This is a genomic window from Pseudomonas sp. JE3303 (assembly GCF_056312565.1).
Map to the genome: position 1 here is coordinate 59,393 of NZ_JBWGIF010000005.1, position 22,878 is coordinate 82,270.

20 protein-coding genes and 1 other RNA gene are annotated in these 22,878 nt (G+C 61.9%); 9 read left to right on the forward strand and 12 right to left on the reverse strand.

Translation table 11 applies throughout. From position 1 onward, the window contains the following. Positions 1–176: 176 nt before the first annotated feature. Complete coding sequence (gene dnaK, locus AC0ZZU_RS08625; RefSeq protein WP_476340091.1) at positions 177–2,099, reverse strand: molecular chaperone DnaK; 1,923 nt, start codon at positions 2,097–2,099, stop codon at positions 177–179. 101 nt (positions 2,100–2,200) lie between these two features. After that, entirely contained in the window at positions 2,201–2,755 is a 555-nt protein-coding gene (gene grpE / locus AC0ZZU_RS08630) for a nucleotide exchange factor GrpE (protein WP_476340092.1), read from the reverse strand. Positions 2,756–2,968: 213 nt separating this feature from the next. Here grpE and recN point away from each other — a divergent pair, with 213 nt between their 5' ends. Then, positions 2,969–4,642 carry a DNA repair protein RecN gene (gene recN / locus AC0ZZU_RS08635; RefSeq protein ID WP_476340094.1) on the forward strand — a complete coding sequence of 558 codons (1,674 nt, stop codon included), beginning with the start codon at positions 2,969–2,971 and terminating at the stop codon, positions 4,640–4,642. Positions 4,643–4,708: 66 nt separating this feature from the next. Here the strand turns inward: recN and fur are convergent, their stop codons facing one another. Then, positions 4,709–5,113: a ferric iron uptake transcriptional regulator gene (gene fur / locus AC0ZZU_RS08640; RefSeq protein WP_296265860.1), complete on the reverse strand. Its 405-nt coding sequence runs from the start codon at positions 5,111–5,113 to the stop codon at positions 4,709–4,711. Between the two features lie 97 nt (positions 5,114–5,210). Between fur and AC0ZZU_RS08645 the strand changes: the two genes are divergently transcribed. Then, positions 5,211–5,735, forward strand: coding sequence for an outer membrane protein assembly factor BamE (locus tag AC0ZZU_RS08645; protein WP_476340096.1), 525 nt, complete (start codon positions 5,211–5,213; stop codon positions 5,733–5,735). Positions 5,736–5,801: 66 nt separating this feature from the next. Here AC0ZZU_RS08645 and AC0ZZU_RS08650 read toward each other — a convergent pair whose 3' ends face one another. Continuing rightward, complete coding sequence (locus AC0ZZU_RS08650) at positions 5,802–6,236, reverse strand: type II toxin-antitoxin system RatA family toxin (protein ID WP_476340097.1); 435 nt, start codon at positions 6,234–6,236, stop codon at positions 5,802–5,804. A gap of 139 nt (positions 6,237–6,375) precedes the next feature. Here AC0ZZU_RS08650 and smpB point away from each other — a divergent pair, with 139 nt between their 5' ends. After that, positions 6,376–6,858 carry an SsrA-binding protein SmpB gene (gene smpB, locus AC0ZZU_RS08655; RefSeq protein WP_158461707.1) on the forward strand — a complete coding sequence of 161 codons (483 nt, stop codon included), beginning with the start codon at positions 6,376–6,378 and terminating at the stop codon, positions 6,856–6,858. Between the two features lie 341 nt (positions 6,859–7,199). On the opposite strand, the gene AC0ZZU_RS08660 is transcribed toward smpB, so the two are convergent. Beyond that, positions 7,200–7,967 carry a GntR family transcriptional regulator gene (locus AC0ZZU_RS08660; protein ID WP_476340099.1) on the reverse strand — a complete coding sequence of 256 codons (768 nt, stop codon included), beginning with the start codon at positions 7,965–7,967 and terminating at the stop codon, positions 7,200–7,202. A 253-nt stretch (positions 7,968–8,220) separates the two neighbouring features. Here AC0ZZU_RS08660 and AC0ZZU_RS08665 point away from each other — a divergent pair, with 253 nt between their 5' ends. The 6 genes from AC0ZZU_RS08665 (at position 8,221) to AC0ZZU_RS08690 (ending at position 16,992) form a co-directional block, all read left to right on the forward strand. Next, complete coding sequence (locus AC0ZZU_RS08665) at positions 8,221–9,888, forward strand: lactate permease LctP family transporter (RefSeq protein WP_476340101.1); 1,668 nt, start codon at positions 8,221–8,223, stop codon at positions 9,886–9,888. 67 nt (positions 9,889–9,955) lie between these two features. Then, positions 9,956–11,101 carry an FMN-dependent L-lactate dehydrogenase LldD gene (gene lldD, locus AC0ZZU_RS08670; RefSeq protein ID WP_476340102.1) on the forward strand — a complete coding sequence of 382 codons (1,146 nt, stop codon included), beginning with the start codon at positions 9,956–9,958 and terminating at the stop codon, positions 11,099–11,101. A gap of 80 nt (positions 11,102–11,181) precedes the next feature. After that, positions 11,182–13,992: an FAD-binding and (Fe-S)-binding domain-containing protein gene (locus tag AC0ZZU_RS08675; protein ID WP_476340104.1), complete on the forward strand. Its 2,811-nt coding sequence runs from the start codon at positions 11,182–11,184 to the stop codon at positions 13,990–13,992. 109 nt (positions 13,993–14,101) lie between these two features. Then, positions 14,102–14,398, forward strand: coding sequence for a hypothetical protein (locus AC0ZZU_RS08680; RefSeq protein WP_476340106.1), 297 nt, complete (start codon positions 14,102–14,104; stop codon positions 14,396–14,398). 98 nt (positions 14,399–14,496) lie between these two features. Beyond that, positions 14,497–14,888: a transfer-messenger RNA gene (gene ssrA / locus AC0ZZU_RS08685) on the forward strand. A 403-nt stretch (positions 14,889–15,291) separates the two neighbouring features. Further along, positions 15,292–16,992 (forward strand): sigma 54-interacting transcriptional regulator, encoded by a 1,701-nt coding sequence (locus tag AC0ZZU_RS08690; RefSeq protein WP_476340107.1) that lies wholly within the window; start codon positions 15,292–15,294, stop codon positions 16,990–16,992. Between the two features lie 38 nt (positions 16,993–17,030). On the opposite strand, the gene dmpG is transcribed toward AC0ZZU_RS08690, so the two are convergent. The 7 genes from dmpG to AC0ZZU_RS08725 are packed head-to-tail and all read right to left on the reverse strand — an operon-like array spanning position 17,031 to position 22,871. After that, positions 17,031–18,050, reverse strand: a complete 1,020-nt coding sequence (dmpG, locus tag AC0ZZU_RS08695) for a 4-hydroxy-2-oxovalerate aldolase (RefSeq protein WP_476340108.1) — start codon at positions 18,048–18,050, stop codon at positions 17,031–17,033. After that, positions 18,047–19,009 (reverse strand): acetaldehyde dehydrogenase (acetylating), encoded by a 963-nt coding sequence (locus tag AC0ZZU_RS08700; protein WP_476340109.1) that lies wholly within the window; start codon positions 19,007–19,009, stop codon positions 18,047–18,049. Before AC0ZZU_RS08700 ends, dmpG begins: the two co-directional genes overlap by 4 nt. Next, positions 19,006–19,815, reverse strand: a complete 810-nt coding sequence (gene mhpD / locus AC0ZZU_RS08705; RefSeq protein ID WP_476340110.1) for a 2-keto-4-pentenoate hydratase — start codon at positions 19,813–19,815, stop codon at positions 19,006–19,008. The genes AC0ZZU_RS08700 and mhpD overlap by 4 nt, the downstream gene beginning before the upstream one ends. Before the next feature lie 20 nt (positions 19,816–19,835). After that, positions 19,836–20,762, reverse strand: a complete 927-nt coding sequence (locus AC0ZZU_RS08710) for a SphA family protein (RefSeq protein WP_476340111.1) — start codon at positions 20,760–20,762, stop codon at positions 19,836–19,838. Positions 20,763–20,765: 3 nt separating this feature from the next. Then, the gene (locus AC0ZZU_RS08715; RefSeq protein WP_476340112.1) at positions 20,766–21,587 is read right to left on the reverse strand and encodes an alpha/beta fold hydrolase; all 822 of its coding nucleotides are present in this window, start codon (positions 21,585–21,587) and stop codon (positions 20,766–20,768) included. 40 nt (positions 21,588–21,627) lie between these two features. Next, positions 21,628–22,548: a catechol 2,3-dioxygenase gene (locus AC0ZZU_RS08720; RefSeq protein ID WP_476340113.1), complete on the reverse strand. Its 921-nt coding sequence runs from the start codon at positions 22,546–22,548 to the stop codon at positions 21,628–21,630. 5 nt (positions 22,549–22,553) lie between these two features. Next, positions 22,554–22,871 carry a 2Fe-2S iron-sulfur cluster-binding protein gene (locus tag AC0ZZU_RS08725; RefSeq protein WP_476340114.1) on the reverse strand — a complete coding sequence of 106 codons (318 nt, stop codon included), beginning with the start codon at positions 22,869–22,871 and terminating at the stop codon, positions 22,554–22,556. Positions 22,872–22,878 lie beyond the last annotated feature (7 nt).

Genomic DNA, 22,878 nt, shown 5'->3' on the forward strand with positions numbered 1-22,878 from the left:
CCTCTGCGCGTTCCGCGCCGTGCCGCCAGCACCTGCCGCCTCAGTCGAAAGAGCCCTGACAGATGCTGTAAAAATTCGCGTATTCCAGACACGCCAACGCGGGAGCAAGCCCCCGCGCGGCGACATCCTACCAGTCGCCGCCCTAGAGCGGCCAACCGGCCGACAACCAGTAACGGTTACTTGTTGTCTTTGACTTCTTCGAACTCGGCGTCAACCACGTCGTCGTGCTTGGCTTCAGGCTCGGCCTGCTGCTGGGCGCCGCCCTGCGGCTGCTCGCCCTGCTGGTCGGCGTACATCTTCTGCGCGACCGGCGCGGAAACCTTCGACAGCTCTTCGATCTTCGACTCGATGGCAGCCTTGTCGTCGCCCTTCACGGCGGCTTCCAGGGCAACCACGGCAGCCTCGATCGCGGTCTTCTCTTCGGCGGTTACCTTGTCACCGGCGTCGACGACCATCTTGCGAGTCGAGTGGACCAGCGCGTCACCCTGGTTACGGGCAGCGGCCAGCTCTTCGAACTTGCGGTCTTCTTCAGCGTTGACTTCGGCGTCGCGGACCATCTGAGCAATTTCTTCCTCGGACAGACCGGAGTTGGCCTTGATCACGATCGACTGGGTCTTGCCAGTAGCCTTGTCCTTCGCGCCGACGTGCAGGATGCCGTTGGCGTCGATGTCGAAGGTCACTTCGATCTGTGGCACACCGCGTGGAGCCGGTGGAATGTCCGCCAGGTCGAACTTGCCCAGCGACTTGTTCTGGCCGGCTTGCTTGCGCTCGCCCTGCAGCACGTGGATGGTCACGGCGCCCTGGTTGTCATCGGCAGTCGAGAACACCTGCGACTTCTTGGTCGGGATGGTGGTGTTCTTCTCGATCAGCGGAGTCATCACGCCGCCCATGGTTTCGATACCCAGGGTCAGCGGGCTGACGTCGAGCAGCAGGACGTCCTTGACGTCACCAGCCAGGACCGCGCCCTGGATGGCAGCACCCATGGCAACGGCTTCGTCAGGGTTGACGTCCTTGCGCGCTTCCTTGTTGAAGAAGTCGGCAACGGCTTTCTGTACCAGCGGCATGCGGGTCTGGCCACCGACCAGGATCACGTCGTCGATCTTGGCGATGTCGATACCGGCGTCTTTCAGCGCGATGCGGCATGGCTCGATGGTACGGGTGACCAGGTCTTCGACCAGCGATTCCAGCTTGGCGCGGGAGATCTTCACGTTCAGGTGCTTGGGACCGGTGGCGTCTGCAGTGATGTACGGCAGGTTCACGTCGGTCTGCTGGCTCGAGGACAGCTCGATCTTGGCTTTTTCAGCGGCTTCTTTCAGGCGCTGCATGGCCAGCGGGTCGCCCTTGAGGCTCATGCCGCTTTCTTTCTTGAACTCGTCGACGAGGTAGTCGATCAGGCGGATGTCGAAGTCTTCACCACCGAGGAAGGTGTCACCGTTGGTGGCCAGTACTTCGAACTGGTGCTCGCCATCGACTTCGGCGATTTCGATGACCGAAACGTCGAAGGTACCACCACCCAGGTCATAGACGATCACGGTGTGGTCGCCCTTGGCCTTGTCCATGCCGTAGGCCAGAGCGGCTGCGGTCGGCTCGTTGATGATGCGCTTGACGTCCAGGCCCGCGATGCGGCCAGCATCCTTGGTAGCCTGGCGCTGGCTGTCGTTGAAGTAGGCCGGAACGGTGATGACCGCTTCGGTGACTGGCTCGCCGAGGTAGTCTTCGGCGGTCTTCTTCATCTTCTTGAGGATTTCAGCCGAGATCTGTGGCGGAGCCATCTTCTGGCCGTTCACTTCGACCCAGGCGTCGCTGTTGTCAGCCTTGACGATCTTGTACGGGACCATCTGGATGTCTTTCTGCACGACTTCTTCGTCGAAGCGGCGACCGATCAGACGCTTTACCGCGTACAGGGTGTTGTGCGGATTGGTGACCGCCTGGCGCTTGGCGGACTGGCCGACCAGGATCTCGCCGTCGTTGGCATAAGCGACGATCGACGGCGTGGTGCGCGCGCCTTCGGCGTTCTCGATGACCTTGACGTTACCGTTTTCGAGGATGGAGACGCACGAGTTGGTGGTCCCCAGGTCGATACCGATGATTTTGCCCATGTCTACTCTCCCGAAACTTGAATTTGGTGGCGGCGGCTACCGTGAGCCGCCGCGGCAATACTTGAATGCTTGACAACTAAATGGGGACAGCCAGAAGGATTTCAAGCCTTCTCGTCAATCGACGGTTGCGCCACTGCTGGCGGCTTGCTGACCACGACCATGGCCGGGCGCAGCAGGCGGCCGTTGAGCAGGTAGCCCTTCTGGAACACCTTGAGCACGCTGTTGGGCTCGACCTCGGCGCTTTCCTGCATGGCCATCGCCTGGTGGTGTTCGGCGTTGAACGGCTCGCCGTGCGGATCGACCGCTTCGAGGTTGTAGCGCTTGAGGGTGTCGTGGAACATCTTCAGGGTCAGCTCGATACCTTCGCGCATCGGCTTGATGTTCTCGTCCTCGGCGCTGGACAGCTCAAGACCGCGCTCCAGGCTGTCGATCACCGGCAGCAGGTCGGCCGAGAATTTTTCCAGGGCGAACTTGCGTGCCTTGTCCACGTCCTGTTCGGCGCGGCGGCGGATATTCTGCAGGTCGGCAGCGGTACGCAGGGATTGGTCCTGGGCGGCGGCCAGCTGCTCTTCCAGCACCTGTACGCGAGCACCGAGATCTTGGGCACCGGCCTCTTCGGCATTCAGATTCTGTTCATCCAGCTGTTCGTCAGCCATGGGTCTCTCCTCCGAAATTCAGGGTTCGCGAGCCATGCTCGCCTTGTCTGCGGGCTATATGGGGGCGCAAATGGAGGCTTCAAGGGGCACCAGTACTTTCCATGGGGTCATTTTTGCTTGCATCGCGAACCACCCGACTGTCGCACGGGGCATTGTCAGGCAAATCAAAAACACTGTATAAATAACCAGACCTGACCTTTCGGGAGCCGCCCCATGCTGGTGCACCTGTCCGTACACAACTACGCAATTGTCGAACACCTCGACCTCGAACTCGCTCGCGGGATGAGCGTCATCACCGGCGAGACCGGGGCCGGCAAATCGATCATGCTCGATGCCCTGGGCCTCGCCCTGGGCGACCGTGCCGACAGCGGCGTGGTGCGCCCGGGTGCCGACAAGGCGGATATCCTCGCCACCTTCGACCTGGCCGATATCCCCGAGGCACGCAGCTGGCTCGCCGAGCGCGACCTTGAAAGCGACAGCCCGTGCATCCTGCGCCGGGTGATCACCGCCGAAGGGCGCAGCCGCGGCTATATCAATGGCACGCCCTGCACGCTCGGCGACCTCAAGGCCATGGGCGAGCTGCTGATCGACATCCACAGCCAGCACGAACACCAGTCGCTGCTCAAGACCGATACCCACCGGCGCCTGCTCGACGAGTACGCCGGCGCCAGCGATCTTGCCCGGCAGGTACAACTGGCTGCCCAGCGCTGGCGGCAGACCCGCGTGGAGCTCGAGCGCCTGTCCAATTCGGGCGACGAGCAGCGCGCCCGTCACCAGCTGCTGAGCTACCAGCTCGAAGAGCTCGACAACCTGGGCCTGGGCGAGAACGAGCTCGAGCAACTGGAGCAGGAGCACAAGAGCCTGACCAACGCAGAGGCCCTGTTCGGCATCTGCCGGCAGGTGATCGACCAGTGCAGCGAAAGCGACTCGGGCAACGTGCTCAATGCCTTGACGGCCAGCCTGCATCGCCTGACCGCGGTGTCCAGCGCGCCCAAGGCACTGGGCGAGGCCGCCAACATGATTGCGAGCGCACAGATCCAGGTCGAAGAGGCCGTGGGTGAGCTCAACCGCTTCCTGGACAATTTCGACGCCGACCCGATGCGCCTGCAGACCCTCGAAGAGCGCCTCGACACTATCTATACCCTGGCGCGCAAGCACCGGGTGCACCCGACCGAGTTGCCGCACCTGCAGCAAAGCCTGATGGAAGAGATCGAAGGCCTCAATGCCAGCGACGAGTCCGTCGAGCGCCTGGCCGAAGAGTTGAAGTCTTTCGCCAAGCATTATCAGGTCAAGGCCCAGGAGCTCAGCGCACTGCGCCGGCAAGCCGCCAAGCAGCTGGCGAGCGCCGTGGAAGTCGAGATCCAGCGCCTGGGCATGCCCGGCGGGCGGTTCTGCATCGAGCTCAATCCGATCACCAGCAACGAGCTGTCGCCTTTCGGCCTTGAAGTGGTCGAACTGCTGGTCAGCGCCAACCCCGGCCTGCCATTGAAAGGCCTGGCCAAAGTGGCATCCGGCGGTGAGCTGTCGCGCATCAGCCTGGCGATCCAGGTAATCACGGCGCAGACCTCGCGCATCCCGACCCTGGTCTTCGACGAAGTCGACGTGGGTATCGGCGGCCCGACCGCAGAAATCGTCGGCCAACTGCTGCGGCGCCTGGGTGAACGCGGACAGGTGCTGACCGTGACCCACTTGCCGCAGGTCGCCGCGCAAGGGCACCACCACCTGTTCGTGCACAAGGTGCGCAACAGCGACACCACTCACACTGCAGTTGCCAACCTGGGCAAGCGCGAGCGTGTCGAGGAAGTGGCGCGGATGCTGGGCGGCATCGACCTCACCAAGGAATCGCTGGCCCATGCTCGCAAGATGGTGGTGACCAGCAAGGCTTGAGCTGCGCCAGAACGCATAAAGGCGGCCCGAGGGCCGCCTTTATGCGTTCAAGTGAAGAGTAAATCGTTACTTTTTCTTGCGTACATACAGGACCAGATTGTGGTCCACCAGCTCGAAGCCGTGCTCGGCCACGATTTCCTTTTGGCGCCGCTCGATTTCAGCATCCATGAATTCGATGACTTCGCTGGTTTCCACGTTGACCATATGGTCGTGGTGTCCACCGTCGGACAGCTCGAAGACCGCATGGCCGCCGTCGAAGTTGTGGCGAACCACCAGACCCGCTGCTTCGAACTGGGTCAGTACGCGGTAGACGGTCGCCAGACCGACGTCTTCGCCAGCTTCCATCAGCGCCTTGTAAACGTCTTCGGCACTCATGTGACGCTGCTCGGTAGAGTCGAGCATCTGTAGAATCTTTACTCGAGGCAGGGTCACCTTGAGACCGGCTTTGCGTAATTCGCTATTTTCAACCATGGTCAGCTTTCTCGCCGATGCTGCTTCGCAGCTTCTCTGAATACGGGTATGATCGGGGTTTACGTTGTCCAGCCAAGATAGTGGAAGTCGCCCACCGATGCAAAACACCAAGCTCTTGCTAACCAGCCTCACCTTCGTGGGACTGCTCGCACTCGCCGGTTGCTCGTTTCCCGGGGTTTACAAAATCGACATCCAGCAGGGCAATGTCGTTACACAAGACATGATAGACCAATTGCGCCCTGGAATGACCCGTCGGCAAGTAAGGTTTATCATGGGTAACCCCCTGATTCAGGATCCTTTCAACACCAATCGGTGGGATTATCTCTACACCCTGCAGCCTGGTGGCGGCCAACGCCAGCAGGAGCGCATGAGCGTGATCTTCAACGACAGCGACCAGCTGGCCAGCCTGTCCGGCGACTTCATGCCAGGCGTCAGCCGCGACCAGGAAATCCTGGGTGGCAGCGGCGATACCACGGTCACCCCGGGCACTACCCCTGCCCAGCAGCCTGCTGAGGCCCCGGCCAAGCCCGGCTCGGCGGAAGAATCGATCCAGCGTGATATCGACATCATCGAATCGATCCCGGTGCCGACGCCAGCCCCGCTGGAAACCTCGCCGCAATAAGCTCGGCGCAGCGATAAAAAAAGCCCGGATCATCTCCGGGCTTTTTTGTGCCTGCCTGTTATCGCTTCAGGAATACAGCTGCTTGGCGCGCTGGCAAAACGCATCGACCAGGGTGTTGGCCGCCTGGTTGAACAGCGGGCCGAGCGTGGCGCGCACCAGCGGGCCTGCGTAGTCGAACGACAGGTCGAGACTGATCTTGCAGGCCTTCTCCCCCAGCGGCTTGAACACCCAGACGCCGTGCAACTGGCTGAACGGCCCTTCGACGAGATTCATCTCGATGGACTGTCCCGGCACCAGCACATTGCGGGTCACGAAGTGCTGACTGATGCCCCCCTTGGCCACCTCGAGCTTGGCGCGCATGGCCGTGTCGCTGGCCTCCAGCACCGTCGACGCCGAGCACCAGGGCAAGAATTCCGGGTAGCTGGCCACATCGTTGACCAGGTCGTAGAGCGCCTGGGCGGGGTACGGCAGCAGGGCGGAACGTTGAATATGGGTAGTCATCCAGGCGTCACTTCCAAAGCTGGGAACAAAAGATAGAACTCAAGACAGCCCCGGCATTGTCCGGGAATCGTTGCGAAGGCTCAAGCGCACAGCTACCCCGTAGCCGACAGCGCGGGAGACTGCTTATAATGCTGCCCCTATGGCTAAACAAAAGAAACATCCGACCGGGACCATCGCGCAGAACAAGAAAGCGCGACACGATTACTTCATCGAACACAAGTTCGAGGCCGGGCTGGTCCTGTCCGGTTGGGAAGTAAAGAGCCTGCGTGCCGGCAAGGCCCACCTGACTGACAGCTACGTGCTGCTCAAGGACGGGGAAGCCTGGCTGATGGGCAGTCACATCGCCCCGCTGACAGCCGCCAGCACCCACGTCATCGCCGACCCGATACGCACGCGCAAGCTGCTATTGAACCGGCGTGAACTGGAGCGCCTGGAATCCTCGGTGCAGCAGAAAGGCTACACCGCCGTGGCCTTGTCGATTTACTGGAGCAAGCACCTGATCAAGTGCGAGATTGCCCTGGGCAAGGGCAAGAAGGAGTACGACAAGCGCGAGACGCTGAAAGAGCGCGACTCCAATCGCGAGCTGCAGCGTGCTGTGCGGAGCAAGGGCAAGGACGACTGATCCTGGCTATGGGCTTACCTGCCAACAAAAGAGGTCAGCCCTGACATGGCCAGTGAATGACCCGGCTGCGCCGGGTTCGCTGCGGTTCGGCGCTCCGACAAGCCAGCTTCCACAGGCACTGCAGTGGTGTCAGGAACTGCGCTGTACCTGTGGGAGCGGGCTTGTCCCGCGATCGACTGCGCAGCAGTCGTAAACCCTGCCTATGCGATCAGCCTGAAGGAACGGGTTGAATGGCTTTGCGGCCGCTTCGCGCCCGTTCGCGGGACAAACCCGCTCCCACAGGGATCGTGCCGCTGCCAGTACTAGCATCAGTACCAGTACCGCAGCATAGGGCTTTCAGCTCACCGCCCGCTACGCCGCTCTGCCCGCGCCACTCTCTGGGCTTCTTCCTGCGCCTCTTCCAGCACCTCCTGCACATACAGGATATGCCGGCTGGAAATCTCCCTCGCCTCTTCCGCCCGCCCCTCCACGATCGCCTGGTACAACGCCCGGTGCTGACCAATCAGCATGTCCCGGGTCTCGGCCCGCTGCTGGTACATGCCACCAATATTGGTCACCACGTTCCGCTTCAGCAGATCAAACAACCCACGGATGGTATGCAGCAACACAGCGTTATGACTCGCCTCGGCAATCGCCAGGTGAAAACGCGCATCCGCCACCCCCTCCTCCGCACGGCTGACCTGATCCGCACGGGCATAACAATCCTGCAACGCATCAAACGCCACCTTCAGCCGCTCACGATCCGGCTCCGTAGCACGCATCGCCGCGTAGTAGGCGCATGACGCCTCCAGCGTATGACGAAACTCGAGCAGGTCATGCTGCGCATCCGGATTATGCTCGAGCAGCTGCAACAGCGGATCACTAAAGGTCGACCCCAGCGCCTCCGCCACATAGTTACCGCCACCCTGGCGACTCACCAGCAGCCCCTTGGCAACCAACCGCTGGATCGCCTCCCGCAACGACGGCCGTGACACACCAAACTGCTCCGCCAACGCGCGCTCCGCCGGCAAGCGCTGGCCCGACGTCAACGTCCCCTCGAGAATCATCCCCTCCAGCCGATCGACGATGTCGTCGGACAGTCGACGCTGGCGGACCTGATCAAAAACCATCACATGCACTCCACATTCCCGGGCGTTCGGGGCCGCCTATTCTGGCCTATCCATCGCCCGCCCACACCCACTCGCTGGGGATTTTCAACGCCACTCAGCCCCTGCCTTCCGTCGGCCTTCGACCAAAGTTTTGCATGGGACAAATTGACACACCCTTCACGACCCTTTTAACCTAGCCACCAGACATTGTAAATTGGTATTACCAATTATCCAGTGCCAGCGCATGACCAACAACAATTAGGGGCCACCCCATATGCAAACTTGGCAACAACTCTACAGCCCGCTTGGAAGTCTCGGCCTGTCCGCCATGGCGGCAGTCATCCCTATCGTCTTCTTCTTTTTCGCGCTTGCCGTGTTCCGCCTGAAGGGTCATGTCGCTGGCAGCATCACGCTCGCCCTGTCGATCCTGGTGGCGATCTTTGCCTTCGAGATGCCTGCCGACATGGCCTTGGCCGCAGCCGGCTACGGCTTCGCCTACGGCCTGTGGCCGATCGCCTGGATCATCGTTGCAGCCGTGTTCCTCTACAAGCTCACGGTCAAGAGCGGCCAGTTCGAAGTGATCCGCAGCTCCGTGCTGTCGATCACCGATGACCAGCGCCTGCAGGTCCTGCTGATCGGCTTCTGCTTCGGGGCATTCCTCGAAGGCGCGGCCGGCTTTGGCGCCCCCGTGGCAATTACCGCCGCGCTGCTGGTAGGCCTGGGCTTCAACCCCCTGTACGCCGCCGGCCTGTGCCTGATCGCCAACACCGCCCCGGTGGCGTTCGGCGCCCTCGGCATCCCGATCATCGTCGCTGGCCAGGTCACCGGCATCGACGCCTTCAAGATCGGCGCCATGACCGGCCGCCAGCTGCCGCTGCTGTCGCTGTTCGTGCCGTTCTGGCTGGTGTTCATGATGGATGGCCTGCGCGGCGTCCGCGAAACCTGGCCCGCCGCCCTGGTCGCCGGCCTCAGCTTCGCCGTCACCCAGTACTTCACCTCCAACTTCATCGGCCCTGAACTGCCGGACATTACCTCGGCCCTGGCCAGCCTCATCTCCCTGACCCTGTTCCTCAAGGTCTGGCAGCCCAAGCGCTCGTTCGCAGGAACAACGGGCAGTGTCGGCGCCGCGGTGGTCAACGGTGGTGGCAGCCAGCCTTCGCCGTACAGCATCGGCGAAATCTTCAAGGCCTGGTCGCCGTTCCTGATCCTTACCGTGCTGGTGACCATCTGGACACTCAAGCCTTTCAAGGCCGCGTTCGCCGCAGGCGGCTCGATGTACAACTGGGTGTTCAACTTCGCCATCCCGCACCTGGACCAGCTGGTGATCAAGACCGCGCCGATCGTCGCCACCCCGACGGCCATCCCGGCAGTGTTCAAGCTCGACCCGATCTCCGCCACCGGCACGGCCATCTTCCTCTCGGCCCTGATCTCCATGCTGGTGCTGAAGATCAACTTCAAAACTGGTCTGACCACTTTGCGCGAGACCTTCTACGAGCTGCGCTGGCCCATCCTGTCGATCGGCATGGTGCTGGCCTTCGCCTTCGTCACCAACTACTCGGGCATGTCCTCGACCATGGCCCTGGTCCTGGCCGGCACCGGCGCCGCGTTCCCGTTCTTCTCGCCGTTCCTCGGCTGGCTGGGCGTGTTCCTGACCGGTTCCGATACCTCGTCCAACGCGCTGTTCAGCTCGCTGCAAGCCACCACCGCCCACCAGATCGGCGTCAACGACACCCTGCTGGTAGCTGCCAACACCAGCGGCGGCGTGACCGGCAAGATGATCTCGCCGCAATCGATCGCCGTGGCCTGCGCCGCCACCGGCCTGGTCGGCAAGGAATCGGACCTGTTCCGCTTCACCCTCAAGCACAGCCTGTTCTTCGCCACCATCGTCGGCCTGATCACCCTGATCCAGGCGTACTGGCTGACCGGCATGCTCGTTCACTAGAGTGACAGAGGCCGGGCGCGATTCGGCGCGCCCGGCAGCCGCCCTTCAACTCACGCTGCGAGAACTCATGATCATTTCCGCCTCTACCGACTACCGCACCGCAGCCGAGCGCAAGCTGCCGCCCTTCCTGTTCCACTATCTCGACGGCGGTGCCTACGCCGAGTACACCCTGCGCCATAACGTCGAAGACCTGGCCAGCATCGCCCTGCGCCAGCGCGTGCTGAAGAACATGTCCGAGCTGAGCCTCGAGACCCAGCTGTTCAACGAGACCCTGAGCATGCCCGTTGCGCTGGCCCCGGTCGGCCTGTGCGGCATGTACGCCCGCCGCGGCGAGATCCAGGCCGCCCGCGCGGCGGACGCCAAGGGCATTCCGTTCACCCTGTCGACGGTTTCGGTGTGCTCGATCGAAGAAGTCGCCCCCGCGCTCAAGCGGCCCATGTGGTTCCAGCTGTACGTGCTCAAGGACCGCGGCTTCATGCGCAACGCCCTGGAGCGCGCCAAGGCCGCGGGCGTCACCACCCTGGTGTTCACCGTCGACATGCCCGTCCCCGGCGCCCGCTACCGCGACGCCCACTCCGGCATGAGCGGCGCCAACGCGGCCATGCGCCGGATGTGGCAGGCCGTGACCCATCCGCAATGGGCCTGGGATGTCGGCGTGCACGGCAAGCCCCACGACCTGGGCAATATCTCCACCTACCGCGGCAGCCCCACGGGCCTTGCCGACTACATCGGCTGGCTCGGCGCCAACTTCGACCCATCGATTTCCTGGAAAGACCTGGAGTGGATTCGTGACTTCTGGGACGGCCCGATGGTGATCAAGGGCATTCTCGACCCTGACGACGCCCGCGACGCGGTCAAGTTCGGCGCCGACGGCATCGTCGTCTCCAACCACGGCGGCCGCCAGCTCGACGGCGTGCTGTCCAGCGCCCGTGCCCTGCCGGCCATCGCCGACGCGGTCAAGGGCGACCTGAAGATCCTCGCCGACTCCGGCATCCGCAGCGGCCTCGACGTGGTGCGCATGATCGCCCTCGGCGCCGACACCGTGCTGATCGGCCGCGCCTTCATCTATGCCCTCGCCACTGCTGGCGAAGCCGGGGTGAAGAACCTGCTGGACCTGTTCGAGAAAGAAATGCGCGTGGCCATGGTCCTGACCGGCGCCAAGTCGATCAGCGAGATCACCCGCGATTCGCTGGTGCGCGAACTGGGCGCCTGAGCGCCCCGCCTCACCCAACACCCGCCTGATGACGCGGGGCACGCGGCGCGCCAGATGCCACGGCCTCGCGAGGAGATTGCATGAGCCTGCCCGCCGCGTTCCTCGACACGGTCGAACACCTGATCCCCCGCGACCGGCGTTTCGACGATCCCCTCTCGACCCTGGCCTTCGGTACCGATGCCAGCTTCTACCGGCTGATCCCCAAGTTGGTGATCCGCGTCGAGAGTGAAGCCGAAGTGGCGACCTTGCTCCGCGCCGCCCACGCCCACCAAGTGGCGGTCACCTTCCGCGCGGCCGGCACCAGCCTGTCGGGCCAGGCGGTAAGCGACTCGGTGCTGCTGGTGCTGGGCGACAACTGGAACGGCCGCGACATCCGCGACGGCGGCGCGCAGATCCGCCTGCAGCCCGGCGTCATCGGCGCCCAGGCCAACGCCTGGCTCGCACCCTTCGGCCGCAAGATCGGCCCCGACCCGGCCTCGATCAACGCCTGCAAGATCGGCGGCATCGTCGCCAACAACGCCAGCGGCATGTGCTGCGGCACCGCCCAGAACACCTACAACACCCTGGCCGGCATGCGCCTGATGCTCGCCGATGGCACCCTGCTCGACAGCGAACAACCCGAGAGCATCGCAGCCTTCCAGGCCAGCCACGGCGCACTGCTCGACCAGCTCGGCGAACTCGGCCGACAGACCCGCGCCAATACCGAACTGGCCGCCCGCATCCGCCACAAGTACCGCCTGAAAAACACCACCGGCCTGTCGCTCAACGCCCTGGTCGACTACGACGCGCCGCTGGATATCCTCACCCACCTGATGGTCGGCTCCGAAGGCACCCTCGGCTTCATCAGCGCGGTGACCTACGACACCGTCCCCGACCACCCCTACAAGGCCACCGCGCTGGTGGTCTTCCCCGACGTCGAGACCTGCTGCACCGCCGTGCCGGTGCTCAAGCAGCAACCGGTGTCGGCCGTCGAACTGCTCGACCGCCGCAGCCTGCGCTCGGTGGAGAACATGCAAGGCATGCCGGTGTGGGTGAAGAGCCTGTCGCCCGGCGCCTGCGCGCTGCTGATCGAGTCCCGCGCCGCCAGCCAGTCGCTGCTGCACGAGCAACTCGCGCAGATCACCGCCTCTATCGCGGGCTTCCCCGTCGAGAAGCAGGTCGATTTCAGCGAAGATCCCGTGGTGTACAACCAGCTCTGGCGCATCCGCAAGGACACCTTCCCCGCCGTCGGCGCCGTGCGCGAAACCGGTACCACGGTCATCATCGAAGACGTCACCTTCCCGATCGAGCAACTGGCCGAAGGCGTGAACCGCCTGATCGCCCTGTTCGACAAGCATGGCTACGACGAAGCCATCCTCTTCGGCCATGCCCTGGAGGGCAACCTTCACTTCGTCTTCACCCAGGGCTTCGATTCACCCGAGCAGATCGCCCGCTATTCGGCGTTCATGGACGACGTCGCCCACCTGGTTGCCGTCGAGTACGGCGGCTCGCTCAAGGCCGAACACGGCACCGGCCGCAACATGGCGCCCTTTGTCGAGCTCGAGTGGGGCAAGGATGCGTACCAACTGATGTGGCAGCTCAAGCGCCTGCTCGACCCCACCGGCATTCTCAACCCCGACGTGGTGCTGACCGACGACCCGCAGCTGCACCTGAAAAACCTCAAGCCCCTGCCCGCCGCGGACGAAATCGTCGACAAATGCATCGAGTGCGGTTTCTGCGAGCCCGTCTGCCCCTCCAAGGGCCTGACCCTCAGCCCGCGCCAGCGCATCGTCATGTGGCGCGACATCCAGGCCAAACGCCGCGCCGGGCTCGACACCCATGCACTCGAGCGCGACTACCAATACCAAGGCATCGACACCTGCGCCGCCACCGGCCTGTGCGCCCAGCGCTGCCCCGTCGGCATCAACACCGGCGAGCTGGTGAAAAAGCTGCGCAGCCAGAGCGCCGACCACCGCCGGACCGCCGACTGGCTGGCCGAGCACTTCCACACCGCCCTGCGCGGCGCCCGCCTCACCCTCCTGGCCGCCAATGGCGCGCGCAAGCTGCTTGGCGCGCCACGCCTCAACCGACTGAGCGCCACCCTGACCAAGGCCAGCCACGGCCGCCTGCCCCAGTGGACCCCCGCCATGCCCCAGCCGCTGCGGACCCTCGACTTCGGCCCGGCGAGCAACGACGCCCGCCCACGGGTCGTCTACCTCGCCGCCTGCGTTTCGCGCGTGATGGGCCCCGCCGCCGGCGACCGCGAACAGAGCTCGCTGCTGGACAAGACCCGCGCCCTGCTCGAAAAAGCCGGTTACCAGGTCGTCTTCCCCGACAACCCCGACAGCCTCTGCTGCGGCCAGCCGTTCGCCTCCAAGGGCTACCCCGAACAGGCCGAGCACAAGCGCCAGGAGCTGATCAACGCCCTGCTCCTCGCCAGCCGCGGCGGCCTCGACCCGATCTACTGCGACACCAGCCCCTGCACCCTGCGCCTGGTCCAGGACCTGGGCGAGTCACGCCTCGACCTCTACGACCCCGTGCGCTTCATCCGCACCCACCTGCTCGACCGCCTGGAGTTCACCCCCCAGGACGCGCCCATCGCCGTGCACGTAACCTGCAGCACCCAGCACCTCGGCGAAAGCCAGGCTCTGATCGACCTTGCGCGACTCTGCAGCAAGCAGGTCGTCATCCCCGAAGGCATTCATTGCTGCGGCTTCGCGGGCGACAAAGGCTTCACCACCCCCGAGCTCAACGCCCACTCCCTGCGCACGCTCAAGGATGCGGTGCAGTATTGCGACGAAGGCATCTCCACCAGCCGCACCTGCGAGATCGGCCTGTCGACCCACAGCGGCATCGACTACCACGGCCTCGTCTACCTGGTGGACCGCGTGACCACCGCCCGCAGGCTCTGAAACATCTTGCGATATGACAATGCCACCAACCCGATGGAACCCCTGCACAAGCGGCGCAGTCCATTTTATAGGCCCACTATCCAGAGGCCTTAGCCCACGGGAGACATCCATGAAAGGTACTGCGCTTTCCGCCCTTTTCGCTGCCGCCACGCTCCTGGCCTCGCCGGTATTCGCGGCCGACGATGATCTTTGCGCGATCAACATGCAGAAGATCAACGACCAGATGGCTACCACCGGCTCCACGTCCGAAGGCCTGGACAAAGCGGTTACCGAGCATGTCGACAAAGCCAAGGCCGCCCAGGCCGCGGGCAACACCAAGGACTGCATCGCGATTACCAGCAAAGTGCTGGAGCGCCTGGAGAAAACCGAGAAAGGCAGCGGCACCAGTGGTGGTTCGGGCAACTAAGCCTGTAACCGGGCGACAGGACCTGCTGTCGACGTCGCCCGCGCATTGGCGTATACTCCGTCCATCGCGTTGAAAAACGTGTGATCTGAAGCAGCAAAGGGGCCGATTAGGATTCGACGCCGGTCGCGAAACTTTAGGTGCATGCCGAGTTGGTAACAGAACTCGTAAATCCACTGTTGCAACTTTCTATAGTTGCCAATGACGAAAACTACGAGGGTTACGCTCTCGCTGCGTAAGCAGCTGAGCCCGCTCTCCTGGTAGCTTCGGCTCCAGCAATCACTAGGGGATGCCTGTAAACCCGAAGTGATTGTCATACAGAACAGGATCGTCGTGTAGCACGTTGTGGGCAAAGCGACTAAAACTTACACAACTCGTCCAAAGCACCCTGCCACTCGGGCGGCTGCGGATTAACTCAATAGAGATGGCTACGCATGTAGTACCGACAGCGGAGTACTGGCGGACGGGGGTTCAAATCCCCCCGGCTCCACCAAATCCAAAAAAAAAGACGTCCCCGGACGTCTTTTTTTGTGCCTGGAATTCGGTTAAATCAAGGATTTACCGTGCTTTTGAGGACCGACGAGGTTTTTTGAGTTCCAGACGGTCTGGTGTTCCAGGTGGGATCCCGGGCTACCGGATTCTATTTTTAGGCTACCAAAACGCTACAGGGGGTAACTCTCATGCCTACCCAGGCAACCCGTCTCTCCGACCGTCAGCTCAAGGCGGTCAAGGCAACCGGTAAGGACAGACAAGCCGAAAACCCGAATGTCCATTCCTCTTCGTTGCAAGCGAGATCGATAGGATACGCTCACACGATGTAGCGCTTATCTTCTTGTCGCTTAAAGATTCTTGCCTGCATACAATCCCTGCATCTAAAAATAAAAGGCATCCTTTTCATGAAAAATGCCGTTCGCCTTGACGGGTGGGAACAAAGCTCGCCGGGCATTGCAGAGGTTGCTTCGCGCCTGCGCTTTTCCTTCCAGACCGGTCAGATATGGCTCGATGAAGAGCGGATGGTGTTAATGCATTCCTCCGCCCTTTCCGCTCTGCGCAAGGAGCTGATCGATTCGCTGGGTGTCGAGCGCGCGCGTGGGATTCTCACCCGCGTCGGCTATGCCGCGGGTTTGCGTGATGCAAAAATTGTACGAAGCAGTTACCAAGGTCTGTCCGATCTGGAACTCCTGCACAAAGGGCCATTGCTCCACGCCCTGGAAGGCATCGTCAAAGTCGAACTGCAGGCTGTGGAGATCGACATCAAGGGTGGCCTGTACTATATCGACGCGCTATGGCGCAATTCGATCGAGAACGAGATTCACCATACCCTCTACGGCGCCAGCGACCAGCCTGTCTGCTGGAGCGAACTGGGCCATGCGACAGGTTACGTCAGCGGGCTGATGGGCCGATTCATTCTGCACAAGGAAGTCGAAACCGGCCTGAACAGCTGCCGCTTCATTGGCAAGCCGGTCGAAGACTGGGGCGACGTCGAGGACGAGTTGCGTTATTACCAGACAGACTCGGTGGTCGAGCAACTGCTTTCCCTGCAGAGTCAGGTGGATGACTTGCGATCGACACTGCCTGAGCACGTCCTTCCCCGTGACCTGATCGGCGAAGCAGCTTGTTTCAAGCAGGCCTGGTCGCTAGCCCAGAAAGCCGCTGCCAGCCCGGTGACCGTGCTGCTATTGGGTGAAACCGGGGTTGGGAAGGATGTATTCGCCCGCGCGATCCACAATGCCAGCCCACGCGCCGACAAGGCATTCGTTGCCGTCAACTGTGGGGCGTTACCCGGCGAGTTGATCGAGTCCGAGCTGTTTGGCATCGAAAAAGGTGCGTATACCGGGGCGCAATCGTCACGTGCAGGGCGCTTTGAGCGGGCCAACGGCGGAACATTGTTCCTGGACGAAGTCGGTGAGCTCAGCATGGGTGCCCAGACCCGCATGCTGCGTGCGCTGCAATCTGGCGAAATCGACCGGCTTGGCGACACTACCACCCGTAAAGTGGATGTAAGAGTCATCGCCGCCACTAACGTCGACCTTGCCGAGGCCGTCAGCAAGGGTACCTTTCGCAAGGATCTCTTCTACCGGTTGAATGTTTTCCCTGTATCGATACCGCCCCTGCGTGATCGCAAGGAAGACGTGTATTTGCTGGCGGAGCGCTTTCTCGACAAATTCTCCGCGCGCGAGGGTAAACGCGTACGCGGGCTGACCGACAAGGCTCGGCACGCCCTGCTGGCCCATGATTGGCCGGGCAATGTGCGGGAGCTGGAGAATGTGATCGAACGCGGGATGATCCTGGCGCAGCACGATAGCCTGATCGATGCATCGACCCTGTTCATGTCGCCCATTGACCCGCTGCACAACGAAGTCACCACCGGACTCAACCGTGACGGGCACGTCGGGAATGAGCAGCGAGAAAGCCGAGCCGTGGATATCTTCCTCGACCACCTTCTCGACCAACGCATCACGCTGGAGAATCTGGAGGCCGTGGTAGTGAAGGCGGCCATCGAGCGCTGCGACGGCAATCTCAGTGCCGCCGCGAGGTTATTGGGCTTGAGTCGTGCGCAGATTGGCTACAAGCAGAAGAAATTCGCCCTGGAATGAAACGGCGGACAGCCTGTCCGCCGTGAAGGGGAAAGGTTTTATCCTGTGCGCAGCATATCCAGCGCGACATCGACAATCATGTCCTCCTGGCCCCCGACCATGCGCCGCTTGCCCAGTTCGACAAGGATATCGAAGGCCGACAGCCCATACTTCTGTGCCGCCGCTTCGGCATGCCTGAGAAAGCTCGAGTACACGCCAGCGTAACCCAGCGCCAGCGTCTCCCGATCGACCCGAACCGGCCGCTCCTGCAGCGGCCGAACAATGTCCTCGGCGGCATGGATCAAGCGTTTCACATCACAACCGTGATTGAGTCCCATGCGTTCGGCGGCAGCGATAACAACCTCAAGCGGCGCATTGCCCGCACCCGCCCCCATGCCGGACAGACTGGCATCGATACGATTGCAGCCGTGCTCCAGCGCCACCAGACTATTGGCCACACCCAGGCTCAGGTTATGGTGCGCATGCATCCCGGTCTCGGTACGAGGATCCAGTACATCCTTCATTGCCTTGAAGCGTTCGGCAATGTCGTACATGTTCATGGCCCCGCCGGAGTCCACCACGTAGATGCACTGGGCGCCATAGCTCTCCATCAAACGGCCCTGCTCGGCCAATTCCTGGGGCGTGCTCATATGACTCATCATCAAAAAGCCCACGGCGTTCATGCCCAGGTGGCGCGCGTGCTCCAGATGTTGCCGGGCAACGTCGGCCTCGGTGCAGTGAGTGGCGACGCGCACGATCCGCGCCCCAGCATCGTAGGCGGCCTTGAGGTCATGCACAGTGCCAATACCCGGCAGCAGCAAGGTGGCCAACTGAGCATGTTTGAGTTCACCGGCGACGGCCTCGATCCACTCGAGGTCGGTATGGGCGCCAAACCCGTAGTTGAAGCTGGAACCTTGCAGACCATCGCCGTGGGCTACTTCGATACTGTCCACCCCGGCGGCGTCCAGCGCGCGAGCGATGGTGCGTACCTGATCAAGGCTGTATTGGTGGCGCACGGCATGCATGCCGTCGCGCAAGGTCACGTCGCAGATGTAGACTTTCCGGTTTTTGTCGATCATTGCTGGTCTCCCGTCGCAGCACGCTGCGCTATTCGGACTTCGGCAAACCGCTCGGCCGCCGACAGTGCGGCGCTGGTCATGATGTCCAGGTTGCCGGCATAAGCCGGCAGGTAATGGGCTGCACCTTCGACCTCGAGGAAGATCGACACTTTGAGCCCTGCGATTTTTCCCGCCCCGGGAATATTCAACGGCCGATCGACCCCGAAGTGCTCGAATTGGACTTGCTGCTTGAGACGATAGCCGGGAACGTAGGCTTGCACGGCTTTGGCCATTTCGGCCACCGAGGCACGAATGGCCGATTCGTCGGCGCCCTCCTCGACCAGGCAATACACGGTGTCACGCATCATCAGTGGCGGCTCGGCCGGGTTCAACACGATGATCGCTTTGCCACGCTGGGCACCGCCGACGTCGACAATGGCCCTGGACGTCGTCTCGGTGAACTCGTCGATGTTGGCCCGGGTGCCCGGGCCGGCGGATTTACTGGCGATGGACGCCACGATTTCGGCGTAATGCACCGTCGCCACCTGCGACACCGCGCGTACCATGGGAATGGTGGCCTGGCCGCCGCACGTTACCATGTTGATATTCGGCGCATTCAGATGATCATCCAGGTTGACCACTGGCACGACGTAGGGGCCGATCGCAGCTGGCGTGAGGTCGATGACCTGCACGCCATGGGCCTGCAAGCGTTCGTTGTGGCGAGCGTGGGCGCCCGCAGAGGTCGCATCGAAAGCAATGCGGATGTCCTTGAAATTGGGTAGCGCCAGGAGGCCTTCTATACCTTCGGCCGTCGTCGGCACCCCAAGGCGGCTGGCTCGGGCCAGGCCATCGGAGGCGGGGTCGATACCGACCATGGCACCCATTTCAAGATAACGGGAGTTGCGCATGACCTTGATCATCAAGTCGGTGCCGATGTTGCCCGAGCCAATGATGGCGACGGGAATACGCTGTTGGTTCATGATTTGGCCTCCAGTGATGAAAAGCTGGCGCGCACGCGACCCAACCCTTCGATTTCTGCAAAATAATCAGCGCCGGCCCGCACCGGACGCATCGGTCCCAACGCCCCCGTGAGCAGGATATCGCCGGCGCGCAAAGGCGTGCCGAGCTGGACCATGCGGTCCGCCAGCCAGCAGGCGGCACTCAGCGGATTGCCCAGGCAGGCGCTGCCCTGGCCATGAGAAACCTCTACGCCGTTTTCGGTCAGGCGCATTGCACAGTCCACCAGGTCGAAGCGGCTGAGAGACGTTGGCGAACTGCCCAGAACGAACACACCGCAAGATGCGTTGTCAGCGATGGTGTCGGTGAGGCCGATATTCCAGTCGGCAATGCGACTGTCGACGATTTCCAGTGCCGGCAAGGCATAGGCTGTGGCACTGATCAAATCGGCGAGGGTATGCCGCTCGAAGGTCAGGTCGCGTTCCAGGACCAGCACGATCTCTGCCTCGACCTTCGGTTGCAGCAGGCGATCAATGGGAATCAGTTCATTGTCGCCGTAGGCCATGTCGGAGAACAGGCATCCATAATCGGGCGAATCAACGCCCAGCTGACGCTGGACCGCGACTGAGGTCAGGCCGATTTTGCGACCGACAATGCGTGCGCCTGCGTCCAGCCGACGCTGCACGTTCAACTGCTGGATGGCGTAGGCGGTCTCGACGGGATTATCACTGTACCTTGCGATGTCCTCACGCAATGGCTCGCAGGGTTGGCGCGCACATTCGGCGGTTATCAGCCGCTCGGCCAGCATTTCCAGGTGGGATAGAGTCATCACGATGTCCTTTGCAGAGGCTAGAAAGCCCAGACGAATTTGAGCCAGGTAGCATTGCCCTGGGGACGGTTTTCAACAGCGGTTTCCTGGAGGTATTTGGCTTCCAATGACCATCCTTGGCCCTGGTAGTGCACGCCAGGGCCATAGGCCACGACCTGGCCGCGAAAGCCGATGTCATCACCGCTCATGTGGTCAGATTCAAGCTGTTTGAAGACGTAGCCTTCCAAGGCAAGCGTCAACTTGGGCGCCACTTTGTAGCCAACGCTGTAGTCGCCAGCGATGTAGTCGCCAGAGTGGTAATCGGTGGCGTCGTTCTTCGAGTTGATGCTGTAGGACATCTTGGTGGAGAGATCCCACCCATCAGGCTGGCTGTAGCTATAGGCGATGATGGGTCGCAGGGTGTAGAAGTTCTTGCCTGCATTGGCCATGTGATCGCGGTCGTACTCGCCGGTGGGCAACACCGCTTCTACGGCCGCGGCCCAGTGGTGATTGCCGTTGTGCCAAGCCAGCAGCGAGGCGACTATGGAATCGCCCATTGCCCGCCGGGAGTCCCGCTCCCCCGCCATGCTTACGCGCAGATCCACCAGCGGCAGTGCAGCATAGAAGCCCAGCTGGCCACCCATGATCTGCTGATTGGTCATCCAGACCGGCCGAGGCACGAGGGCATCAACGTTTAGCCCGAAGCCCGGAATCAGGGAATTTCCGTTTTTATCGACAAAGCGCGAAGCGTGATAGTTCTCGTAGTAGCTCAGCAGGTAGACCCCGGCCGGAGGCAAAGCCCCGGCCATGACGCCTTCTGCGCCCAACGCGTAGGAATCCGCACCGTTTTCGGTGGCCCAAACGCCGCCGGCGCACAAGCAACCTGATAAAGCCAAGGCAAGGCTGTAGCGATTACAGTTCATGGTCAGTCCAGTTTTTATTGTTGTGGACAGGGTCGTACAGCGCATCGGTCACTCTGAGAGGAAGTCACCTACCAGGCGCGCAAAACGGGAGGCATGCTCGATCTGCGCCCAATGGCCACATTCGCCAAACACATGCAGCTGCGAATGTTCGAGCCAGTCGAGCAGGGTCAACGAGGTCTGCAGGGGAATCACTTGGTCATCGCGACCATGAATGATCAGCGCCTGCTGTTGCAGGCCGCGAATGGCTGCCTCAGGGTTGGCCAGCGCATCGATCCAGCGCTGACGCGGCGCAGGAAACAGTTGCGAGAAGGACTCCTGGAAGCCCGGGCGAATACTCGCCTCGTAGCGCAATTGCGCGAGTTCATCGGTCACCAGTGCCCGACTGTAGGCGAAGATGTCCAGCAGCCCGCGCATGGAGTCCAATGAAGGCGTGTAACCCCACACAGCGTCGAGCCCCTTGGTCAACTCGAACGGCACACCCACACTGCCCATCAGCACCAGGCGACGCACCCGCTGGGGGTAGGCAATGGCAAAGGCCAGCGCAATCCCTCCACCGAAGGAGTTGCCGACCAGGTCAACTTGCTCAAGATCGAGAGTGTCGAGCAAGTCATTGATCTGGCGTACCCAGACCTCTTTGCTGTACTCGATGCCTTGGAGACGCTCGGTGTAACCGAAGCCCACCATATCGGGGGCGATCACGCGGCGTTGTCTGGCCAGCTCTGGCATGATCAGGCGCCAATTGGCCCAGGCGGTCACGCCTGGACCGGAACCGTGGATCATGACGACAGGGTCACCCGTTCCGACGTCGTGGCAATTGGTAGTGAAGTTGCCTGTAGTGAGGCTGTGGGCCAGCTCAGGACTGCTGCTCATAATGGGGTTCTCCATGATGGGATCGAAAGGTTGATGACGTTCAGGTCACGACATTGAGGAAGGTTTCGTTGAGTTTTCGCTCGTGAAAGAACAGCGCCCTTGGCAGTTCATCGACCGTCCAGGTCAGCACAGGTCGATCCGGGTACCAGATGTAGCCACCGCTGAAGACTTCGTTGCGATTGCCTGACGGATCGAAGAAGTACAGGGTTTCGCCACGGGTGATGCCATGTCGGGTCGGACCGATCTCGTGGGCCACGTCGTGGTCGGCAATGGTGTCCGCCGCATCAAGCACCTGCGCCCAGGATTCGACGAAAAAAGACATATGGTGGAGCTTGCCCTTCACAGGCCCATGGATGAACGCGACATCGTGAGGTTTGTTACTGCAGGACAGAAACACCGCCACCTTGTCATCACCCGCCACGATCTGTTCGGTCAGTTCAAAGCCCAGGACCTCGGTAAATAACCGGTAGCTGCCCAAGACATCGTCACCGATCAGTGCGCAGTGGTCGAAACGGCTGGGATGGATGCCTTTCAGGTTGGCGGCCTTGATGCCGGGATTGGTCGTCGGCATCCCATTGCCGTGCAATACCTTGTGTGCATACAGCTCGAAGACATGACCGGTGGGTGCAGTGAATCGCAGCCGCCGTCCAGTGCCCGGATGCTCACCCGCGGCAATCCATTGGCTGTCCAGGCCAAACTCGGTAATGGCCTGCTCCAGTTGATGCAACGTTGCCTCGTCCGCCACCTTGAAGGCCATGTAGTCCATACCCGGAGCGTCGGCTTCGCGCAGCACCATGCTGTGGTGGTCGTGTTCATCCCAAGCCTTGAGGAACACCCTGCCCTGCTCATCGCGAGCCGTTTCCAGCATGCCCAGCACGTTCACGTAATGATGCACCGCAGCGTTCAGATCGAGCACCCGTATGGCAACGTGGCCAGGGCGCAGAACGGCTTTCATAGTCATGGCGTCTACCTCGTGTTGTTATGTGGGTGGTCCTGTTGTCGGCCCTTCAAACCAAGCACGGAAATTTCCAGATCACTCTCCGGGTAGAGCCGACACGCCAAGGCAATACCCATGCCCTCCTCGGCCTCGCTGATCTGCTCGCGACTCATTCGCTGGCAGTGGTAGCGCCCGCTGAGCACCTGCACGCGGCAAACACCGCAACCACCGCCTCGACACCCCAGCGGGATGCCTTTGCGGGCCAGGAGTTGCATGCCCTGAAGCAGGTTGCGTTGGCCATCGCAATAAAACTGTTCCTGTCCATTGCACAGTTGTATGAGGTGCATTCCGGCT

Bases quoted from the DNA above. Each gene is read 5' to 3' on its own strand.
- dnaK (WP_476340091.1), bottom strand. From the start codon at position 2,099: ATGGGCAAAATCATCGGTATCGACCTGGGGACCACCAACTCGTGCGTC.
- grpE (WP_476340092.1), bottom strand. From the start codon at position 2,755: ATGGCTGACGAACAGCTGGATGAACAGAATCTGAATGCCGAAGAGGCC.
- recN (WP_476340094.1), top strand. From the start codon at position 2,969: ATGCTGGTGCACCTGTCCGTACACAACTACGCAATTGTCGAACACCTC.
- fur (WP_296265860.1), bottom strand. From the start codon at position 5,113: ATGGTTGAAAATAGCGAATTACGCAAAGCCGGTCTCAAGGTGACCCTG.
- AC0ZZU_RS08645 (WP_476340096.1), top strand. From the start codon at position 5,211: ATGCAAAACACCAAGCTCTTGCTAACCAGCCTCACCTTCGTGGGACTG.
- AC0ZZU_RS08650 (WP_476340097.1), bottom strand. From the start codon at position 6,236: ATGACTACCCATATTCAACGTTCCGCCCTGCTGCCGTACCCCGCCCAG.
- smpB (WP_158461707.1), top strand. From the start codon at position 6,376: ATGGCTAAACAAAAGAAACATCCGACCGGGACCATCGCGCAGAACAAG.
- AC0ZZU_RS08660 (WP_476340099.1), bottom strand. From the start codon at position 7,967: ATGGTTTTTGATCAGGTCCGCCAGCGTCGACTGTCCGACGACATCGTC.
- AC0ZZU_RS08665 (WP_476340101.1), top strand. From the start codon at position 8,221: ATGCAAACTTGGCAACAACTCTACAGCCCGCTTGGAAGTCTCGGCCTG.
- lldD (WP_476340102.1), top strand. From the start codon at position 9,956: ATGATCATTTCCGCCTCTACCGACTACCGCACCGCAGCCGAGCGCAAG.
- AC0ZZU_RS08675 (WP_476340104.1), top strand. From the start codon at position 11,182: ATGAGCCTGCCCGCCGCGTTCCTCGACACGGTCGAACACCTGATCCCC.
- AC0ZZU_RS08680 (WP_476340106.1), top strand. From the start codon at position 14,102: ATGAAAGGTACTGCGCTTTCCGCCCTTTTCGCTGCCGCCACGCTCCTG.
- AC0ZZU_RS08690 (WP_476340107.1), top strand. From the start codon at position 15,292: ATGAAAAATGCCGTTCGCCTTGACGGGTGGGAACAAAGCTCGCCGGGC.
- dmpG (WP_476340108.1), bottom strand. From the start codon at position 18,050: ATGATCGACAAAAACCGGAAAGTCTACATCTGCGACGTGACCTTGCGC.
- AC0ZZU_RS08700 (WP_476340109.1), bottom strand. From the start codon at position 19,009: ATGAACCAACAGCGTATTCCCGTCGCCATCATTGGCTCGGGCAACATC.
- mhpD (WP_476340110.1), bottom strand. From the start codon at position 19,815: ATGACTCTATCCCACCTGGAAATGCTGGCCGAGCGGCTGATAACCGCC.
- AC0ZZU_RS08710 (WP_476340111.1), bottom strand. From the start codon at position 20,762: ATGCGCTGTACGACCCTGTCCACAACAATAAAAACTGGACTGACCATG.
- AC0ZZU_RS08715 (WP_476340112.1), bottom strand. From the start codon at position 21,587: ATGAGCAGCAGTCCTGAGCTGGCCCACAGCCTCACTACAGGCAACTTC.
- AC0ZZU_RS08720 (WP_476340113.1), bottom strand. From the start codon at position 22,548: ATGACTATGAAAGCCGTTCTGCGCCCTGGCCACGTTGCCATACGGGTG.
- AC0ZZU_RS08725 (WP_476340114.1), bottom strand. From the start codon at position 22,871: ATGCACCTCATACAACTGTGCAATGGACAGGAACAGTTTTATTGCGAT.